The sequence below is a fragment of the Roseateles sp. PN1 genome (assembly GCF_038419725.1).
In the GTDB taxonomy this organism is placed as follows: Bacteria; Pseudomonadota; Gammaproteobacteria; order Burkholderiales; family Burkholderiaceae_C; genus Paucibacter_A.
On the sequence record NZ_JBCARA010000013.1, the window covers coordinates 1 to 20783 of the forward strand.

15 protein-coding genes are annotated in these 20783 nt (G+C 64.8%); 12 read left to right on the plus strand and 3 right to left on the minus strand.

All coding sequences use genetic code 11. The features are described 5' to 3' along the window. Positions 1-433 precede the first annotated feature (433 nt). The gene (locus tag AABB87_RS18510) at positions 434-1747 is read right to left on the minus strand and encodes an esterase/lipase family protein (RefSeq protein ID WP_341972746.1); all 1314 of its coding nucleotides are present in this window, start codon (positions 1745-1747) and stop codon (positions 434-436) included. A 95-nt stretch (positions 1748-1842) separates the two neighbouring features. Here AABB87_RS18510 and AABB87_RS18515 point away from each other — a divergent pair, with 95 nt between their 5' ends. From AABB87_RS18515 to AABB87_RS18540, 6 genes are read left to right on the plus strand one after another with little or no spacing between them, the layout of a single operon-like run. Beyond that, positions 1843-3936 carry a 3-hydroxyacyl-CoA dehydrogenase NAD-binding domain-containing protein gene (locus AABB87_RS18515; protein ID WP_341972747.1) on the plus strand — a complete coding sequence of 698 codons (2094 nt, stop codon included), beginning with the start codon at positions 1843-1845 and terminating at the stop codon, positions 3934-3936. 23 nt (positions 3937-3959) lie between these two features. Continuing rightward, positions 3960-5135 carry an acetyl-CoA C-acyltransferase gene (locus AABB87_RS18520; protein ID WP_341972748.1) on the plus strand — a complete coding sequence of 392 codons (1176 nt, stop codon included), beginning with the start codon at positions 3960-3962 and terminating at the stop codon, positions 5133-5135. A 2-nt stretch (positions 5136-5137) separates the two neighbouring features. Continuing rightward, positions 5138-6961 (plus strand): acyl-CoA dehydrogenase, encoded by a 1824-nt coding sequence (locus tag AABB87_RS18525; RefSeq protein WP_341972749.1) that lies wholly within the window; start codon positions 5138-5140, stop codon positions 6959-6961. A 43-nt stretch (positions 6962-7004) separates the two neighbouring features. Beyond that, positions 7005-7220, plus strand: coding sequence for a hypothetical protein (locus AABB87_RS18530; RefSeq protein ID WP_341972750.1), 216 nt, complete (start codon positions 7005-7007; stop codon positions 7218-7220). Positions 7221-7267: 47 nt separating this feature from the next. Next, positions 7268-8065 (plus strand): SDR family oxidoreductase, encoded by a 798-nt coding sequence (locus AABB87_RS18535; protein WP_058718888.1) that lies wholly within the window; start codon positions 7268-7270, stop codon positions 8063-8065. After that, the gene (locus AABB87_RS18540; RefSeq protein ID WP_341972751.1) at positions 8062-8577 is read left to right on the plus strand and encodes a PaaI family thioesterase; all 516 of its coding nucleotides are present in this window, start codon (positions 8062-8064) and stop codon (positions 8575-8577) included. The genes AABB87_RS18535 and AABB87_RS18540 overlap by 4 nt, the downstream gene beginning before the upstream one ends. Before the next feature lie 24 nt (positions 8578-8601). Here AABB87_RS18540 and AABB87_RS18545 read toward each other — a convergent pair whose 3' ends face one another. Further along, positions 8602-10155 (minus strand): methyl-accepting chemotaxis protein, encoded by a 1554-nt coding sequence (locus AABB87_RS18545; RefSeq protein ID WP_341972752.1) that lies wholly within the window; start codon positions 10153-10155, stop codon positions 8602-8604. A gap of 406 nt (positions 10156-10561) precedes the next feature. Between AABB87_RS18545 and AABB87_RS18550 the strand changes: the two genes are divergently transcribed. The 4 genes from AABB87_RS18550 to AABB87_RS18565 all read left to right on the plus strand — a co-directional run bounded on the left by AABB87_RS18550 (position 10562) and on the right by AABB87_RS18565 (position 14294). Then, a complete protein-coding gene (locus AABB87_RS18550) occupies positions 10562-11584 on the plus strand; it encodes an NADP-dependent oxidoreductase (protein ID WP_341972753.1) in 1023 nt (340 codons plus the stop codon). After that, positions 11584-12045 carry a GNAT family N-acetyltransferase gene (locus AABB87_RS18555; RefSeq protein WP_341972754.1) on the plus strand — a complete coding sequence of 154 codons (462 nt, stop codon included), beginning with the start codon at positions 11584-11586 and terminating at the stop codon, positions 12043-12045. The genes AABB87_RS18550 and AABB87_RS18555 overlap by 1 nt, the downstream gene beginning before the upstream one ends. Positions 12046-12061: 16 nt before the next feature. After that, complete coding sequence (locus tag AABB87_RS18560) at positions 12062-12958, plus strand: SDR family oxidoreductase (RefSeq protein ID WP_341972889.1); 897 nt, start codon at positions 12062-12064, stop codon at positions 12956-12958. Between the two features lie 61 nt (positions 12959-13019). After that, positions 13020-14294, plus strand: a complete 1275-nt coding sequence (locus AABB87_RS18565; RefSeq protein ID WP_341972755.1) for an NAD(P)/FAD-dependent oxidoreductase — start codon at positions 13020-13022, stop codon at positions 14292-14294. Between the two features lie 63 nt (positions 14295-14357). Here the strand turns inward: AABB87_RS18565 and AABB87_RS18570 are convergent, their stop codons facing one another. Next, positions 14358-15851 carry an RNB domain-containing ribonuclease gene (locus tag AABB87_RS18570; protein WP_341972756.1) on the minus strand — a complete coding sequence of 498 codons (1494 nt, stop codon included), beginning with the start codon at positions 15849-15851 and terminating at the stop codon, positions 14358-14360. A gap of 121 nt (positions 15852-15972) precedes the next feature. Between AABB87_RS18570 and AABB87_RS18575 the strand changes: the two genes are divergently transcribed. Continuing rightward, the gene (locus AABB87_RS18575; protein ID WP_341972757.1) at positions 15973-18327 is read left to right on the plus strand and encodes a Tex family protein; all 2355 of its coding nucleotides are present in this window, start codon (positions 15973-15975) and stop codon (positions 18325-18327) included. Positions 18328-18567: 240 nt separating this feature from the next. Further along, positions 18568-20781 (plus strand): TonB-dependent receptor plug domain-containing protein, encoded by a 2214-nt coding sequence (locus tag AABB87_RS18580; RefSeq protein ID WP_341972758.1) that lies wholly within the window; start codon positions 18568-18570, stop codon positions 20779-20781. Positions 20782-20783 lie beyond the last annotated feature (2 nt).

Below are 20783 nucleotides of genomic sequence, written 5' to 3' on the forward strand. Positions count from 1 at the left end.
CGACACTTCTGCCCATGAAAAACGCGGTGACCGCAGCCAGCGCAGTCACCGCGTCAGCGGTTTAGTTCAACTTGGATTTGTGGAGACATCAGTGCCGCATAACTTGGCGCCCTGTCTCCATAACATGTTCGATGTGATTAGGCTGCAAGCGGCTTGCAGCTTGGCTTTGTGTGGCATTTTCTGTGCGAAACAACCGTATCAAATAACAGGGAAAACTTCGCCCCGATTCTGAGCTGCATTACCGGGTGAACTGCTTGGTGGCAACCCATAGGTAGACGGCTCTGTGCATTGGAGATTCGCCAGCGTGATTCGTCCATCGCACCAAGGGGGGGAGTTCGGCGCAAGGTGCTTCGTCCAAAAAATGGTCGGCAAACCTGTCTGCATTGAGGTCGCCGTGGCAAGCAGTGCAGTCACGGCGTTAACCGCAGCGCACTCAGCCTTGCCAGAGCAGTAACTGCTTGGTCACCGCCGGGTCATGCAGCAGGGCCAGGTGGCCGGTGCGGAAGGCGATCCATTGCCGCTCGGGCGCGAAGTGCAGGCAGCGTGCCGGGTCCTCGTGTTCGCCCAGGGCGCTGGACAAGGGCACCAAGCCGTCGCCAATCAAACGTTCGGCCAAGGGGCTGCGCTTGGCGGCAGTCGTGGCAGCAATGGCGAAGCAGTCCACGCGGGCGGGGAGGGGCAGGTGTTCGCGCTGATCGGGGCGGCGGGCGAAGCGCTCTTGGCCGTGCCAGTCGGAGTCCAGCAGATTGCCGTAACGCAGATCGGTGATGCCGGCGCTGCGCAATTGGCCCAGTTTGGCAAAGGGGGCGGAGTGGCTGCTGCTGCCCAGCAGCACGTCAATCCAATTGCCGGCCCGCTCCAGCGGCGCGCCGTGGTGGGGCGTGCCCAAGAAGTAGACCCGGCTCAGGCGCGCCGGCCACAGCATGCCCTGGCTCAAGGCGCTTTGGTAGGCGCTGCGCAGCAGCAGGCCGCCCATGCTGTGGGCTAGCACCTGCAACTCGTCGATGGCGCGCGGCCAGCGCCGGCACAGCAACTCCAGCTGCGAGGCCAGCAAATGCCCGTTCTGCGAGATGTGCAGGCCGGAGTTGTAGCGCAGGAACACCGGCGTCATGCCGCCCGCATCGCAAAGGGCCTGAGCATGGCCGCCGTGAAGCTGCTTGTCGCCCGGCGGGCGCCATTGCAAATCATTCATGCACAGGCCGTGCAGCAGCAGCAGAACCTTGCCTTGCACGGCTGCGGCGGCCGGCCAGCTTTGCGGCGTCTCCTGCAAGACCTGACCCTGCCAGCGCAAGCTCATTGGGGTGGCCAGGGTATTGTTGCTGGCTTGCAGGTGGTCGCCCATCACGCCGTTCAGGGCGGCCAGCACAGCCTCGCGCTCGGGGGAACTGACGGGGCCCGCCAGCGACTGTGCCAACCAGGGTTCCAGGCCGCGCAACATCATGTCCAGCCCTAAGCCCACCAGCTTGGTGCCGCCTTTGACGCTGCGAAACACCAGGCCGCTGATGCCGCTGGCTTGCGTCTGTTCCGGCTTGGCCAGACCCAGGCGCCGCCAAACGGATTGGTGCACGCCTTGCACCATCTCGGTGACGCCCAGCGTGGCCTGCACGGCCAGTTGGCTGAGGGCACGCGCATCGCTGGCCTGCCAGTGGCGGGCGATGCTGCTGCGGCGCTGCTTGGGCTTGTGGGGGGGCGTGTCCGTGGGCATGTCCGTGGGCTTGGGCGCGCGTTCCGGCTTGGCTGTGCTCATGCACCATTGTCACTGCAGGGACATCGAATTGTTGGCTTTGCTGCCTAGAATCGAACGAGCGTTCTATTTTTGCTAACGAACAGAGGATTTTCTGTATGACAGCCACCTACGAAGTCCGCGGCAATATCGCCGTCATCACCCTCAGCAACCCGCCCGTCAACGGCCTAGGGTTTGCCACCCGCAAGGCGGCTGCTGCGGCCATCGGCCAAGCCGAGAGCGATGCCCATGTGCAGGCGGTGGTGATCACCGGCGCAGGCAAGGCCTTCTCGGGCGGTGCAGACATCAAGGAATTCGGCTCGCCGCTGGCCATGGCCGCACCCAATCTGCTGGACCTGATCGGCGTGGTGGAAGCTTGCAGCAAGCCGGTCGTGGCCGCCATCCACAGTGTGTGCATGGGCGGTGGGCTGGAGCTGGCCCTGGGTTGCCATTACCGCGTGGTGGCGCCCGGCACCAAGGTGGCTTTGCCGGAAGTAAAGCTGGGCTTGCTGCCCGGCGCAGGCGGCACGCAACGCCTGCCGCGCGCGCTTGGCGTGGAGCCGGCGCTGAACATGATCGTCAGCGGCGAGCCGGTCAATGCCGAACTGCTGGCCCAGGTGCCAGGCCAGAAGCTGTTTGACCGTGTCGCCAGCGGCGACCTGATGGAAGAGGCCTTGGCCCTGGCCGCCGAGGTGGCGCAAGTGCGCCCCCTGCCGCGCGTGCGCGACCTCAAAGCCCGCCATGCCAACCCCGAGGCTTACTTCCAGTTCGCCCGCAATATGGTGGGCGGCATGAGCAAAAACTTCCCCGCGCCGCTGCGCTGCCTGGAGGCGGTGGCCGCTGCCGTTAGCAAGCCGTTTGACGAAGGCATCAAGGCCGAGCGCGAAGGCTTTGCCGCGCTGATGATGACGCCCGAGTCCAAGGCCTTGCGCCACGCCTTCTTCGCCGAGCGCGCCGCCAGCAAGATTGCCGATGTGCCCGAGAGCACACCCACCCGCAATATCGCCAAGGTGGCCGTCATTGGCGCCGGCACCATGGGCGGCGGCATCAGCATGAACTTCCTCAATGCCGGCATCCCGGTCACCATCTTGGAGACCAAGCAGGAGGCGTTGGACCGCGGCGTGGCCACGATCAAGAAGAACTACGAAGCACAGGTCAAAAAAGGCAAGCTCAAGGAAGACAAGTACCAGCAGCGCATGGCTTTGCTGAGCACCACGCTGAGCTATGCCGAGATCGGTGATGCCGATCTGGTGATTGAAGCCGTGTTCGAAGAAATCGGCGTCAAAGAATCGGTGTTCAAGCAGTTGGATGCGGTGATGAAGCCCGGCGCCATCCTGGCCTCCAACACCTCGACCCTGGACGTCAACAAAATCGCCAGCTTCACCCAGCGTCCGCAGGACGTGGTTGGCATGCACTTCTTCAGCCCGGCCAATGTGATGAAGCTGCTGGAAGTGGTGCGCGGCGCGCACACGGCCAAGGATGTGCTGGCCACCGTGATGGCTCTGGCCAAGAAGATCCGCAAGACGGCGGTGGTGTCGGGCGTGTGCGACGGCTTCATCGGCAACCGCATGATCGAGCAATACAGCCGCCAAGCCGGCTTCTTGCTGGACGAGGGCTGCTCGCCCGCGCAAGTGGACCGCGCGGCGGAGAAGTTCGGCTTCGCCATGGGCCCCTTCCGCATGGGCGATTTGGCCGGCAACGACATCGGCTGGGCCATCCGCAAGCGTCGCTACGAAGAGAAGCCCAATCTGCGCTATTCCAAGAGCGCCGACCTGCTGTGCGAACTGGGCCGTTACGGCCAGAAGACGGGCGCGGGTTGGTATGACTATGCGCCGGGCAAGCGCGACGCGCTGCCTTCGGCCGTGGTGGCCGAGATGCTGGACAAGCACCGCGCCGCTCTGGGCATCACGCCGCGCCAGATCAGCGATGAAGAGATCGTGCACCGCCTGGTCTATTCCCTGGTCAACGAAGCCGCGCATTTGCTGGAAGAGGGCATCGCCCAGCGCGCCTCGGATGTGGACATGGTCTACCTGACCGGCTACGGCTTCCCGCTGTGGCGCGGCGGCCCCATGTGCTACGCCGACACGGTGGGCCTGTTCAACGTCGTGCAGACCATGCAGCGCTTCGCCAAAAATCCGCTGGACGATGCCGAGTTCTGGCAACCCGCCCCCCTGCTGGCCCGCTTGGTGGCCGAAGGCAAATCCTTCTCCTGATTCAACAGAGACGAGAACAGATCATGAGCAAAGCCGTCATCGTTTCCACCGCCCGCACTCCTCTGGCCAAGAGCTGGAAGGGCGCTTTCAATATGACTCACGGCGCCACCCTGGGTGGCCACGCGGTCAAGGCCGCCGTTGAGCGCGCCGGCATCGCCCCCGACAGCATTGAAGACGTGCTGATGGGCTGCGCCACGCCCGAAGGCGCCACCGGCAGCAATATCGCCCGCCAGATCGCCTTGCGCGCCGGCCTGCCGATCAGCGTCAGCGGCGTCACCATCAACCGTTTTTGTTCCAGTGGCCTGCAAACCATCGCCATGGCGGCGCAGCGCATCATTGCCGGTGAGGGTGATGTGTATGTGGCCGGCGGGGTGGAGAGCATCTCCTGCGTGCAAAACGAAGCCAACCGCCACATGATCACCGACCCGGCCTTGCTCAAGGCCAAGCCGGAGATCTACTGGAATATGTTGCAAACCGCCGAGCAAGTGGCCAAGCGCTACCAGATCAGCCGCGAGCGCATGGACGCCTATGGCGCGCAAAGCCAGCAACGCGCTTGCGCCGCTCAGGCCGCCGGTTACTTCAATGCCGAGCTGGCCCCCATCACCGTGACCATGGGCGTGGCCGACAAGACCCTGGGCCTGACGACGCGTGAAGTCACCGTTAGCGCCGACGAGGGCCTGCGCGAAGGCACGACAGTGGAGGCCATTCAAGGCCTGCGCTCGGCCTTGCCCGGCGGCCTGATCACCGCTGGCAACGCCAGCCAGTTCTCCGATGGCGCGGGTGCTTGCGTGCTGACCAGCGAGAGCTACGCCCAAAGCCATGGCCTGCAGCCCCTGGGCCGCTTCCTCGGCTTTGCCGTGGCAGGCTGCGAGCCCGATGAGATGGGCATTGGCCCGGTCTTCGCCGTGCCCAAGGTCTTGAAGCGCTTGGGTCTGACGGTGGCCGACATCGACCTGTGGGAACTCAACGAAGCCTTTGCCGTGCAGGTGCTGTATTGCGCCGACACGCTGGGTATTCCGCTGGATCGCCTTAACGTCAATGGCGGCGCGATTGCGGTGGGCCACCCCTACGGCGTGTCGGGCCAACGCCTGACCGGCCACGCGCTGATCGAAGGCAAGCGCCGTGGCGCCAAGCTGGTGTGCGTCACCATGTGCATTGGCGGCGGCATGGGCGCGGCGGGCGTGTTCGAGGTGCTCTGACCATGAGCATGCGCCAAACCCTGGACTTTCTGCTGAGCGACTGGCTGCACGCGCAAGACTTGAGCTCGCGCGAGCGCTTCGCTGAGCATTCGGCCGAGACCTTTGGCGCGGTGCTGGACAGCTGCGAGCGCATCGCCGCCGAGAAGTTCGCACCCTTCAACCGCCTCAGCGATGTGGAGGAGCCCCGCTTCGACGGCGAGCGGGTGCATCTGCCCGAGCCCACCGCGCAGGCGGTGCGTGCTTATGCCGAGTCGGGCATGTTGGCGGCCTCGCAAGACTATGACTGGGGCGGCATGCAGCTGCCTTGTGTGGTGGAGATGGCGGCCAACGCCTTTTTCAGCAAGGCCAGTGTGGCCATGGGCGCTTACGCCATGCTCACCAGCGGCAATGCGAATTTGCTGCTGGCGCATGGCACGCCGATGCAGCGCGAGGTCTTCGCCCGGCAAGAACTGGCCGGGCGCTGGTTTGGCACCATGTGCTTGAGCGAGCCGCAGGCGGGCTCCAGCCTGTCTGACATCGTCACCCGCGCCACGCCCGATGGCGCTGACTTTGCCGCCGACCTGCTCGGCCCGCGCTACCGCCTCAAGGGCAACAAGATGTGGATCTCGGCCGGCGAGCATGAGCTGGGCGAGAACATCATCCATCTGGTGCTGGCCAAGATCCCGGATGCCGAGGGCCGGCTGATCGCCGGCGCGCGCGGCATCTCTTTGTTCATCGTGCCCAAGCATTTGGTCAACGCACAAGCCGAGTTGACCGGTGAGCGCAACGATGTGGCCCTGGCCGGGCTCAACCACAAGCTGGGCTTTCGCGGCACCAGCAACTGCTTGCTGAACTTTGGCGAGGGGCGCTTCAAGCCCGGCGGCGCGGCCGGTGCCATCGGCTATCTGGTGGGCCAGCCCGGTGAGGGCCTGAAATGCATGTTCCACATGATGAACGAGGCTCGCATTGGCGTGGGCCTGGGCGCCGTGATGCTGGGTTATGCCGGCTATGAGGCCTGCCTGGCTTATGCGCGCCAACGCCCGCAAGGCCGCGCGCTCACCGCCGCCGGCAAAGATGCCAGCCAGCCGCAGCGCCCCATCATTGAGCACGCCGATGTGAAGCGCATGCTGCTGGCGCAAAAGAGCTATGTGGAGGGCGGCCTGGCCCTGGCGCTGTTCTGCGCCCGCTTGGTGGACGAACAGCACACCGGCACGGCCGAGGCAGCGAAAGAAGCACGCTTGCTGCTGGAGGTGCTGACGCCCATCGTCAAGAGCTGGCCCAGCGAGTGGTGCGTGGAGGCCAACTCCCTGGCCATCCAGGTGCTGGGCGGTTATGGCTATACGCGCGACTTCCCCGTTGAACAATATTGGCGCGACAACCGCCTCAATATGATTCACGAAGGCACGCATGGCATTCAGGGCCTGGACCTGCTGGGCCGCAAGGTGACCATGGATGGGGGTCAGGCCTTGCTGGCGCTGGCCGGGCGCATCAACACCAGCGTGCAGCAGGCCTTGCAAGAGCCGAGCCTGGCGGCACTGGGCAACCAGCTCGCAGCGGCCCTGGGCCAAGTCGGCGGGGCTACAAAGAAGGCCTGGTCAACGGGCCAGCCCGAGGAAGCGCTGGCCAACGCCACACCGTATCTGCAAGCCTTCGGCCACCTGGTGCTGGCCTGGTTGTGGCTGGATGTGGTGTGCCATCTGTGCGAGCGCGATGACGAGTTCGCCCGAGGCAAGCGCAGCGCCGCGCGCTATTTCTTCGCCTATGAGTTGCCCAAGATCGACGCCTGGCTGGGCGTGGTGGCACGGCGCGAAGCGCTGTGCCGGGAGATGCAAGATGAGTGGTTCTGAGCCTGCGGCAGCAATGCGACGATTCAGGGCGAAGGCTTGAGCGATGAGCCCCAAAGCCATTGCCTGGATCGAGCGCCTGGTGTGGATCTTCATCTACCTCGGCAGCCTGGCTTTTGTGCTGGGCTTGTTCGTGCTGCGCCAGGGCATTGAAGAGCAAATGGGCCAGAGCTTTGGCCTTGCTTTGATGGTGGGCGGCGCGCTGGGCGCGGCGGTTGGCGTGCTGCTGATCTGGCTGCGCTCGCGGCTCAAGGCCGATTGAGCAAACAAATTCACTGACGACGTTTAATCTTTTTTGGAGTGTTCCGCATGACGACAGCCCGCACGGTGCAAAGCCTTTTTGATTTGACCGGCCAGGTGGCCCTGGTCACCGGTGGTTCACGCGGCCTGGGGCTGCAAATCGCCGAAAGCCTGGGTGAGGCCGGCGCCAAGATCATGCTGTGCTCGCGCAAGGCGGCCGATCTGGAGCAGGCCGTGGCGCATTTGCAAGATCGCGGCATCGACGCTCGCTGGATCGCCGCCGATGTGTCCGACGCCGCCGAGGCCCAGCGCGTGGTGAACGAAACGCTGGAGCGCCTGGGCCAGATCGACATCCTCATCAACAACGCCGGCGCCACCTGGGGCGCGCCTGCTGAGGACCATCCTATCGAGGCCTGGGACAAGGTGATGAACCTCAATGTGCGCAGCCTCTTCGTGATGGCGCAAGCGGTGGCCAAGCTGAGCATGATTCCGCGCCGCCATGGCCGCATCATCAATGTGGCCTCCATCGCCGGCCTGAGTGGCAACCCCAGCGCGATGAAGACGATTGCCTACAACACCAGCAAGGGTGCGGTGGTCAACTTCACCCGCGCGTTGGCGGGGGAGTGGGGCGAGTTCGGCATCACCGTCAACGCCCTGGCGCCGGGCTTCTTCCCCAGCAAGATGACCAAGGGCTTGCTGGCCGCGTTGGGCGAAGAGAATCTCGCCGCCCATGCGCCGCTGCGCCGCATCGGCGATGACGAAGACCTCAAGGGCGCGGCGCTCATGTTCGCCTCCGCCGCCGGCAAGCACATCACCGGCCAAATCCTGGCGGTGGACGGTGGCGTCAGCGCGGTGCACGGCGCATGAGTGAGGCCGACAGCCAACCCGTGAAGTCAGCGAAGTCTGGCCCGCTTCCTTTCCCGGTGCACATCCCCTTTGTCGAGGACTTGGGCCTGAGCTTGCATGCCTGGGGCGGCGGGGCGGCGGAGTTGCGGGTCGACCTGAGCGAGAAGCATCACAACTCATTTGCCGTGGCGCATGGCGGGCTCTTGATGACCATGCTGGATGTGGCGATGGCGCACGCCGCGCGCAGCGTGCATATGGATCAACCCGGCATGGGGCCGGGGGTGGTCACGGTGGAGATGAAGACCTCCTTCATGCGCCCGGGTGAGGGTGAGTTGCGTGCCGTGGGCAAGCTCTTGCACAGCTCAGCCACCTTGGCCTTTTGCGAGGGTTCCATCTTCACGGCGGACGGCCGGCTCTGCGCCCATGCCACAGCTACCTTCAAATACATCAAAGCCCTGCCGGGTCAGGGCAGGGCTTTGAAGGCTTTGCAGCGCAAGGCGCAGGATTCGGCGGATTCATCATCGGCCGACTGAACTCGGCCGATTTGGATTGCTTGCTCAGCGGGTCTTGAAGAAGGCAACCGCCCCCACCAGCTGATCGGCCTGCTGGCGCAAGCTCTCTGCGGCGGCAGCGCTTTCTTCGACCAGGGCGGCGTTTTGCTGGGTCACCTTGTCCATCTGCGTGATGGCTTCGCCGACTTGTGAGATGCCCAGGCTTTGCTCGGTGCTGGAGGCGCTGATCTCGCCGACGATATCGGTCACCCGCTTGATCGAGCCGACGATCTCGGTCATGGTTTCGCCGGCCTTGTCCACCAGCACGGTGCCTTGCTCGACCCGCTCGACGCTGGCATTGATCAAGTTCTTGATCTCTTTGGCCGCTTCCGCGCTGCGCTGCGCCAAGCTGCGCACCTCGGAGGCCACCACCGCGAAACCGCGCCCTTGCTCGCCCGCGCGGGCTGCTTCGACGGCGGCGTTCAGGGCCAGGATATTGGTCTGGAAGGCAATGCCGTCGATCACCGAGATGATGTCGGAGATGCGCTTGGAGCTGTCGTTGATGCCCTTCATCGTCTCCACCACCTCGCCCACCACATGGCCGCCGCGTGTGGCCACTTGCGAGGCGTTCAGGGCGAGCTGATTGGCTTGCTTGGCGTTGTCGGCGTTATTGCGCACGGTGGAACTCAGTTCGTCCATGGTGGCGGCGGTTTGCTCCAGCGCGCTGGCCTGCTCTTCGGTGCGCTGGCTCAGGTCGGCATTGCCCTGGGCAATTTCGCCACTGCCGGTGGCGACGTTCTCGGCATTGGAGCGCACGGTGGCGACGATGTCGCGCAGGCGCTGCCGCATGCCTTCGAGGGCTTGCAGCAACTGGCTGGTTTCGTTGCGGCCCTCGGCATGCAGGGCGATGCTCATATCGCCGCCACTCATGGCGCCGGCCACTTCGGCGGCGCGCGCCAAGGGCACGGTCACTTGGCGGCTGATGAACCAGCCCAGGCCAATGCCGAGGCCCATGCCCAGCGCGATCAGCAAGACGGAGATATTGCGGCTGCTGTGGTAGATGCTGTCGTTGTCGTCGGAGGTTTGTTTGGCAGCTGCCTCCTTACTGGTGCTCAGTGCCGACATCATTTCTTGTATGCGGCCGGTTTGCTTAGCGGCGTCGCCGAACAAGTAATCTGAGGCATCGGTCGCATCCACCAGCGGGGCGCTCAAAGTCAGCTTTTCGAGTTTGACAATGACCGCTTCATAGCCGGCCCATTCAGACTGAAGCTGGCGCATTTGCTCCTTGCCCTTTTCGGTCCAGAACAGTGGCACGGCTTTATCGATATTGCTTTTGGCGTCTTTGACCGCCTTTTGCACCTGTTCCTGTGCCAGTTTGCGTGCATCCATCGATGGCGCCAACAAGGCGGCACGCACGGCGCGCCCGGCCAGGGCGATATCTGTTTTCGCTTCCTTGATCAGCGAGAGTCCCACCAGATCGCGTTCGTACAGCAGGGTGTCAGCATCGTTGATGCGGTTCATCTGCAGCACTGCAAACAGGCCGACCAAAGCCATCACCGTGGTGACGATCACAAAGGCACCGATCAACTGGGTCGAGAGTCGGTAGTCAGATAAACGCATGCTGTCCTCCAGGGTACTAGGGCGGTCGTGGTTCAGCTTGAGCTGAAAGGTCGGAGCGAGTCGTCGAGTGAGCAGGTGGCGGCGTCAGCAGCGGGCTTGAAGCCGCCGAGTCCAATCCATTCTAGGCATGGCTGGCCGGCGATGGCAGGCCCTTTTGGGACCTGTCTTCACCCCTATTCCGCCATCACTTGGGCCTCCGCATAAACCGCGAAAACTGTGTCAAACCCATTGCTATCGACCGAGCGCGGCGTTTCTTTAAGGTCGTCAGGCCAGGACCGAGCTGAGGATCGCCCACCCCCGCACCCGCCTCGCGCCCTTGTCGCTGAAGGGACGCCAGCCGCTTTCAGCTCGTGGTTCAATCAGCCGCATTCTTTCCCCACAAACCCAAGAAGCAGGAGAACGCCCCATGAGCCAAGCCATCAACCGCCAGATCGTGCTGGCCTCGCGCCCGAGCGGCGAGCCCAGTGCCGCCAATTTCCGCCTGGTGGAGACGCCCGTGCCCGAGCTGGCCGACGGCCAGGTGCTGGTGCGGAACCACTTCCTCAGCCTCGACCCCTATATGCGCGGCCGCATGAATGACGGCAAGAGCTATGCCGACCCCCAGCCGCTGGACGCTGTGATGCTGGGCGGCACCGCCGGTGAGGTGGTGGCCAGCAAGAACAGCGCCTTCGCCGTGGGCGACAAGGTGGTGGGCATGGGCGGCTGGCAAGAGTATTTCGTGGTCGATGCGGCCCAGCGCGGCGTCTTGCAAAAGGTGGACACGACGCACATCCCCTTGTCGGCCTACCTGGGCGCCGTCGGCATGCCCGGCGTGACCGGCTGGTACGGCCTGGTGAAGATCATCAACCCCAAGGCCGGTGAAACCGTGGTGGTGAGTGCCGCCAGCGGCGCCGTAGGCGGCGTGGTGGGCCAGCTGGCCAAGGCACGCGGTGCACGCGCCGTGGGCCTGGCCGGTGGTGCAGACAAATGCCGCTATGTGGTGGAAGAGCTCGGCTTCGATGAGTGCATCGACTACAAGCAGCACCCCGATGTGAAGTCGCTGAATGCCGCGCTGAAAGCGGCTTGCCCCAAGGGCGTGGACGGCTATTTTGAGAACGTCGGCGGCATGATTCTGGACACGGTGATGCTGCGCGCCAATGCCTTCAGCCGCATCGCCATGTGCGGCATGATCGCCGGCTACAACGGCGAGCCCATCCCGATGGCCGCGCCGCAGCTGATCCTGGTCAACCGCATGAAGGTGGAAGGCTTTATCGTCAGCGAGCACATGGAAGTCTGGCCCGAAGCGCTCAAGGAGCTGGGCGGCCTGGTGGCCACCGGCCGCTTGAAGTACCGCGAATCGCTGGCCGAAGGCATTGCCAGCGCGCCGGAAGCCTTCTTGGGCTTGCTCAAGGGCCGCAACTTCGGCAAGCAGTTGGTCAAGCTGGTGTGATGGCGGGATTGATCTGGCACTGTGAGCGTTTAACTGCACTCAGCGCACCGCAGCTCTACCAAATCCTGGCGCTGCGTGCGCGGGTGTTTGTGCTGGAGCAGCGGTGCGTTTATCTGGACCCGGACGGGCTTGATTTGGAGGCCTGGCATTTGCGCGGCCTCAATGAGGCCGGTGAATTGCTGGCCTATGCCCGGCTACTGCCGCCGGGGCTCAAAGGCCCCGCGCAGACCGAGCCGGCCATCGGCCGTGTGCTGACGGCGCCCGAGGCGCGCGGCCAAGGCCAGGGCCAACAGCTGATGAGCCAGGCCGTGGCCGAGGGTCGGCGCCTCTGGCCTGGCCTGGCCCAGGTGCTGAGTGCGCAAGCCCATTTGCAGCGCTTTTATGCCGGCTTCGGCTTTGTGCCGATCTCTGATGTGTACGACGAAGACGGTATTGCCCATATCGACATGCGTTTGCCCTGAGGGGCCAAGGATGAATATGAAGAACTGCTCAGGCCAAACGGCCGTGATCACCGGCGCTGCCTCGGGCTTCGGCCTCGAAGTGGCGCGTATTGCTGCGGCGCGCGGCATGAATTTGGTGCTGTGCGATGTGCAAGCCGATGCCCTGGAGGCCGCGGCGGCTGAATTTGAAGGCCGGCCCATGCTGGTGCAGCGGGTGGATGTCAGCAAGGCGGCCGAGATGGAAGCCTTGGCGGCCGCCGTGAAGCAGCGTTTCGGCGCCCCGCATTTCGTCTTCAACAATGCCGGCGTCGGCTCGGGCGGCTTGGTTTGGGAAAACACCCTGGCCGACTGGGAGTGGGTGCTGGGCGTGAATCTGATGGGTGTGGTGCACGGCGTGCGCCTGTTCACGCCCATGATGCTGGAGGCCGCCGCGGCCGACCCGGCTTATGAAGGCCATATCGTCAACACCGCCTCGATGGCCGGCATGGTCAATGCGCCGAATATGGGCGTGTACAACGTCAGCAAGCACGCCGTCGTGTCGCTGAGCGAAACGCTCTATCAAGACCTGGCCCTCGTCAGCAACCAGGTGCATGCCGCCGTGCTGTGCCCCTTCTTCGTGCCCACCGGCATTTCGCAAAGCCATCGCAACCGCCCGGGCGAGTTTGCGGCAAGCAAGCCAACCAAGAGCCAGTTGGTGTCGCAAGCCATGAGCGACAAGGCGGTCTCGTCCGGCAAGGTCACCGCGGCGGAAGTGGCGGCCATGGTGTTCGCGGCGATGGACGAGAAGCAGTTCTATGTCTTCAGCCACCCCAAGGTGCTGGCCGGTGTGCAGACCCGGCTGGAAGACGTGATGCAGCTACGCAATCCGACCAGCCCCTTCATCGACAAGCCCGAGCTCGGCGAGCAAATCAAAGCCTTGTTGAAAGCTTCTTGAGCCGGGGCGGGGCGAATCTGGCACACTCGCAGCCCCCCATGCCCCAGCCAGAAAGCGCCAGATGTCCCAGCCAGCCCCCACCAAATCCGCCATCGTCATCGGCGGCGGCCCTGCCGGACTGATGGCGGCCGAGCGCCTGCGCGCCGCGGGCTTGGATGTTGAACTCTTCGATGCCATGCCCTCGGTAGGGCGCAAATTCCTGTTGGCCGGCAAGGGTGGGCTGAACCTGACCCACTCCGAAGACCGCCCGGTGTTTGACCAGCGCTTCGCCGAGCGCGCACCCGAAGTCGCCCGCTGGCTGGACAAGCTGGACGGCCCGGGCTTGCGCGGCTGGGCCGCCAAGCTGGGGGTGGAAACCTTTGTGGGCAGCTCCGGCCGGGTCTTCCCGGTCAGCCTGAAGGCCGCGCCGCTTTTGCGCGCCTGGCTGCATCGCCTGCGCGAAGCGGGCGTGCGTTTTTCGATGCGCCAGCGTTGGCAGGGCTGGGCTGCCGATGGCCAAAGCCTGCGTTTTTTGAATGCCGAGGGGCAGGAGCGTCTGGTGCGCGCCGATGTACTGGTGCTGGCGCTAGGCGGCGCCTCATGGCCGCAGCTGGGTTCCGACGCAGCTTGGCTGCCGCTGCTGAGCGCCCGCGCCGTGGGCGTGGCGCCACTGCGTGCCGCCAACTGCGGTTTTGATTTGGGCCCACGCCGCGCTGGCGCGGAAGAGCCGGGCTGGAGCGCGCTGTTCGCCAGCAAATTCGCCGGCCTGCCGATCAAGCCGGTGGCCTTGCATTTCCAAGGCCAGGGTGGCCGCCAGTTTGCACGCCAGGGTGAGTTCGTGGTGACGGCCAGCGGCATCGAAGGCTCGCTGGTTTATGCCGCGTCCAGCCTTTTGCGTGAGGAGATCGCCGAATTCGGTTCGGCCACCGTCCACCTCGATTTGCTGCCCGACCGCAGCGAGGACTTCGTCGCCGCCGAAGTGGCGCGCCCACGCGGCCCGCGCTCGCTGTCCACTCATCTGAAGAGCCGTTTGGGCATCGAAGGCCTGAAGGCCGGCTTGCTGCATGAAGTCTTGAGCAAGGAAGAGTACAACGACCCCGCCCATCTGGCCCGCACCCTCAAGCGCCTGCCGCTGACGCTGCGCGCCACCCGCCCGGTGGCCGAAGCCATCAGCACCGCCGGTGGCGTGCGCCTGGAAGAGCTGGATGAGCGCCTGATGCTCAAGGCCTTGCCGGGCGTGTTCTGCGCCGGCGAGATGCTGGACTGGGAGGCGCCGACCGGTGGCTATTTGCTGACCGCCAGCATGGCCAGCGGCGCGGTGGCCGGTGAGGGCGCGGCGGCATTCGCTCGCGCTTGAGTCGGTGGGGCCGGCTGGGCCAGCCGGTTCAGCGATTCAAGTTTGAGCAAAGCCTCGTTAGCCCTACACATACTCGAAGTCGATAAAGCCGCGCTCGATATTGCAGCCCACCAGGCGCACCCGCAGGCGCTGACCCAGGCGCAGCTCGGGCGCGTGGCCCACCAGCATGCCTTCCACCGGCGGCGTTAGCAGGCGCACCCAGATGCCAGAGGCGCCGTGGCCGGTGACCAAGGCAGAGAACACCTCGCCCAGGCGCGGCTCCAGGAATAGCGCGGCTTCTGACTTGCGCATGCGCCGCTCCACCTTGCGGGCGGCGTCTTCTTGCTGGGTGCAGTGCAGTGCTAGGTCTTCCAGCTCGGCCGGGCTGTAGGGCGCGGGGCGTCCGGCCAGCAGGGCTTTGACCATGCGCTGGCTGATCAAGTCTGGGTAGCGCCGGTTGGGCGCGGTGGCGTGGGTGTATTCGCGTTCGGCCAGGCCGAAATGCCCGATGGGCTCGCGGCCCGGGCGCTCCACCACATATTCCCCCGAACCCATCAGCTTGATGATGACCAGGGACAGGTCGGGGAAGCGCAGCGGGTCGGCGCGGCGGCGCCGAGCGAGAAAGCCTTCCAGCGCATTCGCGTCGGGCGAGCCGGGCAGCTGTTCGCCATATTTGTTGGCCTCTTCCCGGATGCGAGCCCAGCGCTCGGGTGAGCGCACCACCCGGCGCAGCGAGGCGCCGCCATGGCTGGCCAGAAAGCGCGCGCAGCAGCCGTTGGTGGCGATCATGAATTCCTCGATCAGCTGGCGGGCGCGGTTTTGTTCCTGCTGCTGCAAATCCACCACCCGCTCGCCCTCGAAGATGACGCGCGGCTGCAAGGTCTCGAACTCAAGTGAGCCGTGGGCATGGCGGCGCGCGCGCAGGGTTTGCGCCATCGCGTCTTGCAGGCGCAGCTGCTCGTCCATGCCCGGCCAGGCCTGGGCGGCGGCGGGCAACTCGGCCTCGCCCAGCAGCCAGGCGGAGGTGGCGTCGTAGGCCAGCTTGGCCTGGTTGCGCACGCGGGCGCGGTAAATCGTTGAGTCTTGCAAATCGCCCTGGCCGTCGATCAGCATCTCGGTCACCAGGGCTAGGCGGTCTTGCTGCGGGTTGAGCGAGCTGAGGTCGGTGGACAGGCGCTCGGGCAGCATCGGGAAAATGCGCGCCGAGGTGTAGACCGAGCAAGTGTTGTGGCGGGCGTGCCGGTCAATGGCGGAATCCCGATGCACCAGCGCGTCCACATCCGCCACCGCCACGAAGAGGCGCAGGCCGCCGCCTGCTTCGCGCTGGCAGGCGGTGAGCTGATCGAGGTCGAGCGAGTCGTCGTTGTCCAGCGAGCACCAGGGCAGGGCGCGCAGATCGGCAATCTTTGCGCCCTGTTCTTGCGGCCCATCCGCCGCAGGGCGGCGGTGGCTAGCCGCCAAGCGGCTGAGTTCGAGTTCGACGGCGGGCGGGAATTCGGGCTCCAGCCCGCGCTCCAGCATGGCTTGGCTGGCCAGGGCGGCCAGGTCGTGGCGTTTGAAGCGGCGTTGATTTCGCATCAGCCTACTGTAGAGCTTTCTGCGCGGCTGGCTCCAACGACCTCCTTGCCCAGCCTCGGGCGGCCGGGTCGGCCTGTGGCAAACTCCGCCGCTTCCCGTTTTCATGTGATTCCAGACTGCTTTGGACAAGATCCTGCTTCAAATTGCCGCCGAGCTGGGTGTTCGGCCGGCCCAAGTCAACGCCGCTGTTGAATTGCTCGATGGAGGTGCGACCGTGCCCTTCATTGCCCGCTACCGCAAGGAAGTGACCGATGGCCTGGATGACGCGCAGCTGCGTGATCTGGAAGCGCGCCTGGGCTATTTGCGCGAGTTGGAAGACCGCCGCGCCGCGGTGCTCAAAAGCATTGACGAGCAGGGCAAGCTCACGCCTGAGCTGCGCGCCCTGATCGAAGCCGCCCCCACCAAGCAGGAGCTGGAAGACCTTTACCTGCCCTACAAGGTCAAGCGCCGCACCAAGGGCATGATCGCCCGCGAAGCCGGCCTGGAGCCGCTGGCCGACAAGCTGTTTGCCGACCCGAGCCTGGACCCGCAAGCCGAGGCGCAGGCCTTCATCAATGCCGACGCTGGTTTTGCCGATGCCTTTGCGGTGCTGGACGGTGTGCGCGATCTGCTGTCCGAGCGCTGGGCCGAAGACGCCTTGCTGATCGGCAAGCTGCGCGAGTGGCTGTGGGAGGAGGGCTTGTTTCGCTCCAAGCTGATGGAAGGCAAGGACGAGAACAACCCGGACATTTCCAAGTTCCGCGACTATTTCGATTACGACGAGCCGATCAAGACCGTGCCCTCGCACCGTGCCTTGGCCGTGTTCCGTGGCCGCACGCTGGAGTTCCTCGACGCCAAGCTGGTGCTGGACGAAGAAACGGTGGCGGGCCAACCGGGCTTGGCCGAAGGACGCATCGCCCGCCATCTGGGTTGGAGCCATGCCAACCGCGCCAGCGACGCGCTGATCCGCAAATGCGTGGCCTGGACCTGGAAGGTCAAGCTCAGCATGAGCTTGGAGCGCGATTTGTTCTCGCGCCTGCGTGAGTCGGCGGAGGCCGTGGCCATCAAGGTGTTTGCCGAGAATCTGCGTGACCTGCTGCTGGCCGCGCCGGCCGGCAAGCGGGTGGTGATGGGCCTGGACCCGGGCATTCGCACCGGCGTCAAAGTGGCGGTGGTCAGCGACACCGGCCGGGTGCTGGATACCTGCGCCGTGTTCCCGCACGAGCCGCGCAAGGACTGGGAAGGCTCGATTCACACCCTGGCGCGCTTGTGCGCGGCCCATGGCGTGAACCTGATTGCCATCGGCAATGGCACGGCCAGCCGCGAAACCGACAAGCTGGCGGCCGACTTGATCAAGCGCATCCAGCAGCTCGCCCCCGGCACCGAGATTCAAAAAGTGGTGGTCAGCGAGGCGGGCGCCTCGATCTATTCCGCGTCGGAATTCGCCTCCAAGGAATTGCCCGATTTGGACGTGACCCTGCGCGGCGCGGTGTCCATCGCCCGCCGCTTGCAAGACCCGCTGGCTGAGTTGGTCAAAATCGACCCCAAGAGCATTGGTGTTGGCCAGTACCAGCACGATGTCAACCAGAGCGAGATGGCCAAGACCCTGGACGCGGTGGTGGAAGACTGCGTCAACTCGGTGGGCGTGGACCTCAACACCGCCTCGGCCCCCTTGCTGTCGCGCGTTTCGGGCCTTAGCGCGACGGTCGCCGCGTCTATCGTCCGCTGGCGCGATGCCAACGGCGCGTTCAAGAGCCGCAAGCAGTTGCTGGATGTGACGGGCCTGGGTCCTAAGACTTTCGAGCAGGCGGCGGGCTTTTTGCGCATCCGCGATGGTGAGAACCCCTTGGACTTCTCCGGCGTCCACCCCGAGACTTACCCCGTGGTTGAGCGCATCCTGGCCGCCGTCAAGCGGCCCGCGGCCGAGGTGATGGGCAAGAGCGATGTGATCCGCAGCCTCAAGCCCGAGGCTTTTGCCGACGAGAAATTCGGCGCCATCACGGTCAAAGACATCCTGGCCGAGCTGGAAAAGCCTGGCCGCGACCCACGCCCCGACTTCAAGGTGGCCCGCTTCAGCGAAGGCGTGGACGACATCAAGGATCTGGTGGAGGGCATGGTGCTGGAAGGCACGGTGTCCAACGTCGCCCAGTTCGGCGCTTTTGTGGACCTGGGCGTGCACCAGGACGGCCTGATTCACGTCAGCCAACTGGCCAATAAGTTCGTCAACGATGCGCGTGAAGTGGTCAAGACCGGGGACATCGTCAAGGTGCGCGTGCTGGAGGTGGATCTGGCCCGCAAGCGCATCTCGCTGACCATGAAGCTGGATGCACCGGTGCAAAAGAGCGGCAGCCCCGGCGGCAAGGCCGACAACAGTTATCGCCCGGCGGCCCGTAACGAGCGCAGCAGCGGCGGCGGGCGCCCGGCACCGGCCGCGTCCGCGCCCGCAGGTGGCAATGCGATGGCGGCCGCCTTCGCCAAGCTGCAGGGCAAGCGCTGAGCCTGCTGCAGCGGCCGGCCCGGCTGCCGAGCGGTGGCGTCCGGGCCTAGGGTGATATCTGGATGAAGGGGTGAGAGCGGTGCTGTTTCTGGCAGCCGGCTCCAATCAGGGTCAGCACCGGTTGCTGACCCCCTCAAATCCACCATTGGTCGCAAAGGTGGCAGACTGCGCGGCCACTTCCGCTATGGTTCAGCCATCGAATTTTGAGCTGCCTTGCGCAGCGATCACGGAGCCTGTTTCTTGAAATCCTTGTCGCCCATTGCCGCCGCCTGCGTTTTGTTGTCTGTGACCCTGGCGCAAGCCCAAGACGCCCAGCCGGGTGCCGAGCCGCAGGCTCGCCCTGGCGCCAAGCTGGAGCGGGTAGAAATCTCGCGCCAGAGCAGCGACACCGATTTGCGCCGCCGCGCGCCGGTGGCCAAGCAGATTTACGGCCGCGAGGAGCTGGAAAAGTTTGGCGACACCAATGTGGCCGATGTGCTCAAGCGCCTGCCCGGCGTGTCGGTGGCCGGTGGCGCGCCGCGCATGCGCGGCCTGGGCTCAGGCTACACCCTGATCCTGATCAACGGCGACCCGGCGCCTCCGGGCTTTGCCCTGGATCAGCTGGATCCCGCCCAGGTGGAGCGCATCGAGGTCACCAAAGGCCCGACTGCTGACCAAAGTGCCCAGGCCGTGGCCGGCGCCATCAACATCATCCTGAAGGACGCGCCGCGCGTTTCGCAGCGCGATCTGCGTCTGGGCACGGGCTATAGCGCTGTGCGGCCGACGGCGTCGGGCACCTTCACCTATGGCGAGAAGATCGGCAATGTGTCGATCTCGGTGCCGCTGTCTGGCTTTGAGTGGCGCCAGCAAACCGATGTGGTCACGGACCGCAAGGCGCTCGGTAGCAATGACCAGCCCTCGGAAGTCATTCAGCGCGGTGTGCAAGACAACTGGGGCCATGGCTTCAATTCGGCGCCGCGCCTCAACTGGCGCATCAGCGATGAAGAGTCGCTGGCCCTGCAAGCTTTTGTGCAAAAAGGCTATTGGCGCAATCGCATGACCTTCCAAAACGAGGTGATCAGCGGCTTCCCCGGCGTGGATGACGACTCGCTTAGCCGTGGCACTTGGCAGAACCTGCGCGGCAATGCGCAGTGGATCAACCGCTTCAGTGACTCGCAACGCATCGAGTTGAAGCTGGCCCTGCAGGATTCCAGGGGCACGAATGACAACCGCAGCTTCCGCGTTGTGGCCCCGGCCACCGAGGCGCAGGTTTGGCGTGTCAATCTGGGTGAGAGCCATGACAAGAGCGTGATCCAGGCCGGCAAGTACGGCCAGTTGCTGGGCGAGGATCACAGCCTGACGGTGGGTTGGGATCTGGAGTGGCGTCAGCGCGACGAGACCCGCAACATCACCGAGAACGGCCGCCCGCAGCAGCCCGGCATCGAAGGCCAGCCCTTCGGTGCGCGCATCCAGCGTCAAGCCCTGTTCGTGCAGGACGAGTGGGAGCTGTCGCCGCAATGGTCCACTTATATCGGCCTGCGCGCCGAGCGAATTCAAACCACCAGCAGCGGTGAAGGCAGCCAGGTCAGCAACACCAGCACCGTGGTGACGCCGCTGTGGCACTTGAATTACAAGCTGGACCCCAAGGGCAAGGACATGATCCGTGCTAGCGTCACGCGCAGCTACAAGGCACCCGACTTGAACGCGCTGCTGGCTCGGCCCAGCATCAGTGGCGTCAAGCCCTTGCTGGATGCGAACGGCAATCCGCAGACCAACGACCCGCTCAACCCGGATCGCATTGGCAACCCGAATCTCAAGCCCGAGCTGGCCACCGGCCTGGACATCGCGTTTGAAAAGTATCTGGCTGGCGGTGGCATGGTCAGCGTGGGCGGCTTCTACCGCGGCATCAGCGACCTGATTCGTAACGTCACGACCCAGCAGACTGTGGATTGGTCGCCGCTGCCGCGCTATGTGTCGCAGCCGCAGAACTTCTCCCGTGCCCAGACCATGGGCTTGGAGTTGGAAGTCAAGGGTCGCGCCGGTGAGCTGCTGCCTGCCTTGTTCGACCCCAAACTGGCGTTGAATCTGCGCGGCAATATCAGCGTCTACCACTCCAATGTGGACGCGATTGCCATGGCCAATAACCGCCTTGACGGCCAGCAGCCTTGGTCCGCCAATGCCGGTTTTGATTACCGGCTGAGCAGCCTGCCCTTGAATATGGGCGTGTCGCTGGCCTACACGCCGGGCTATCTGACGCAGCAGACGCTCAGCCAGTCGCTGGATGCGTCCAATAGCCGCGCGCTCGACATGTTCGCGCAGTGGACCTTCAGCAAGAGCTTGTCGCTGCGGGTCTCGGCCAATAACCTGGCGCCGCTGGATACCCGCTCGCTCCTGGTCAATGGTGCGGACAATAGCATCGGCGTCGAGCGCAGCTCCCGCACCCAGTACGGCGCGGTGCTGGAATACAAGCTCTGAGC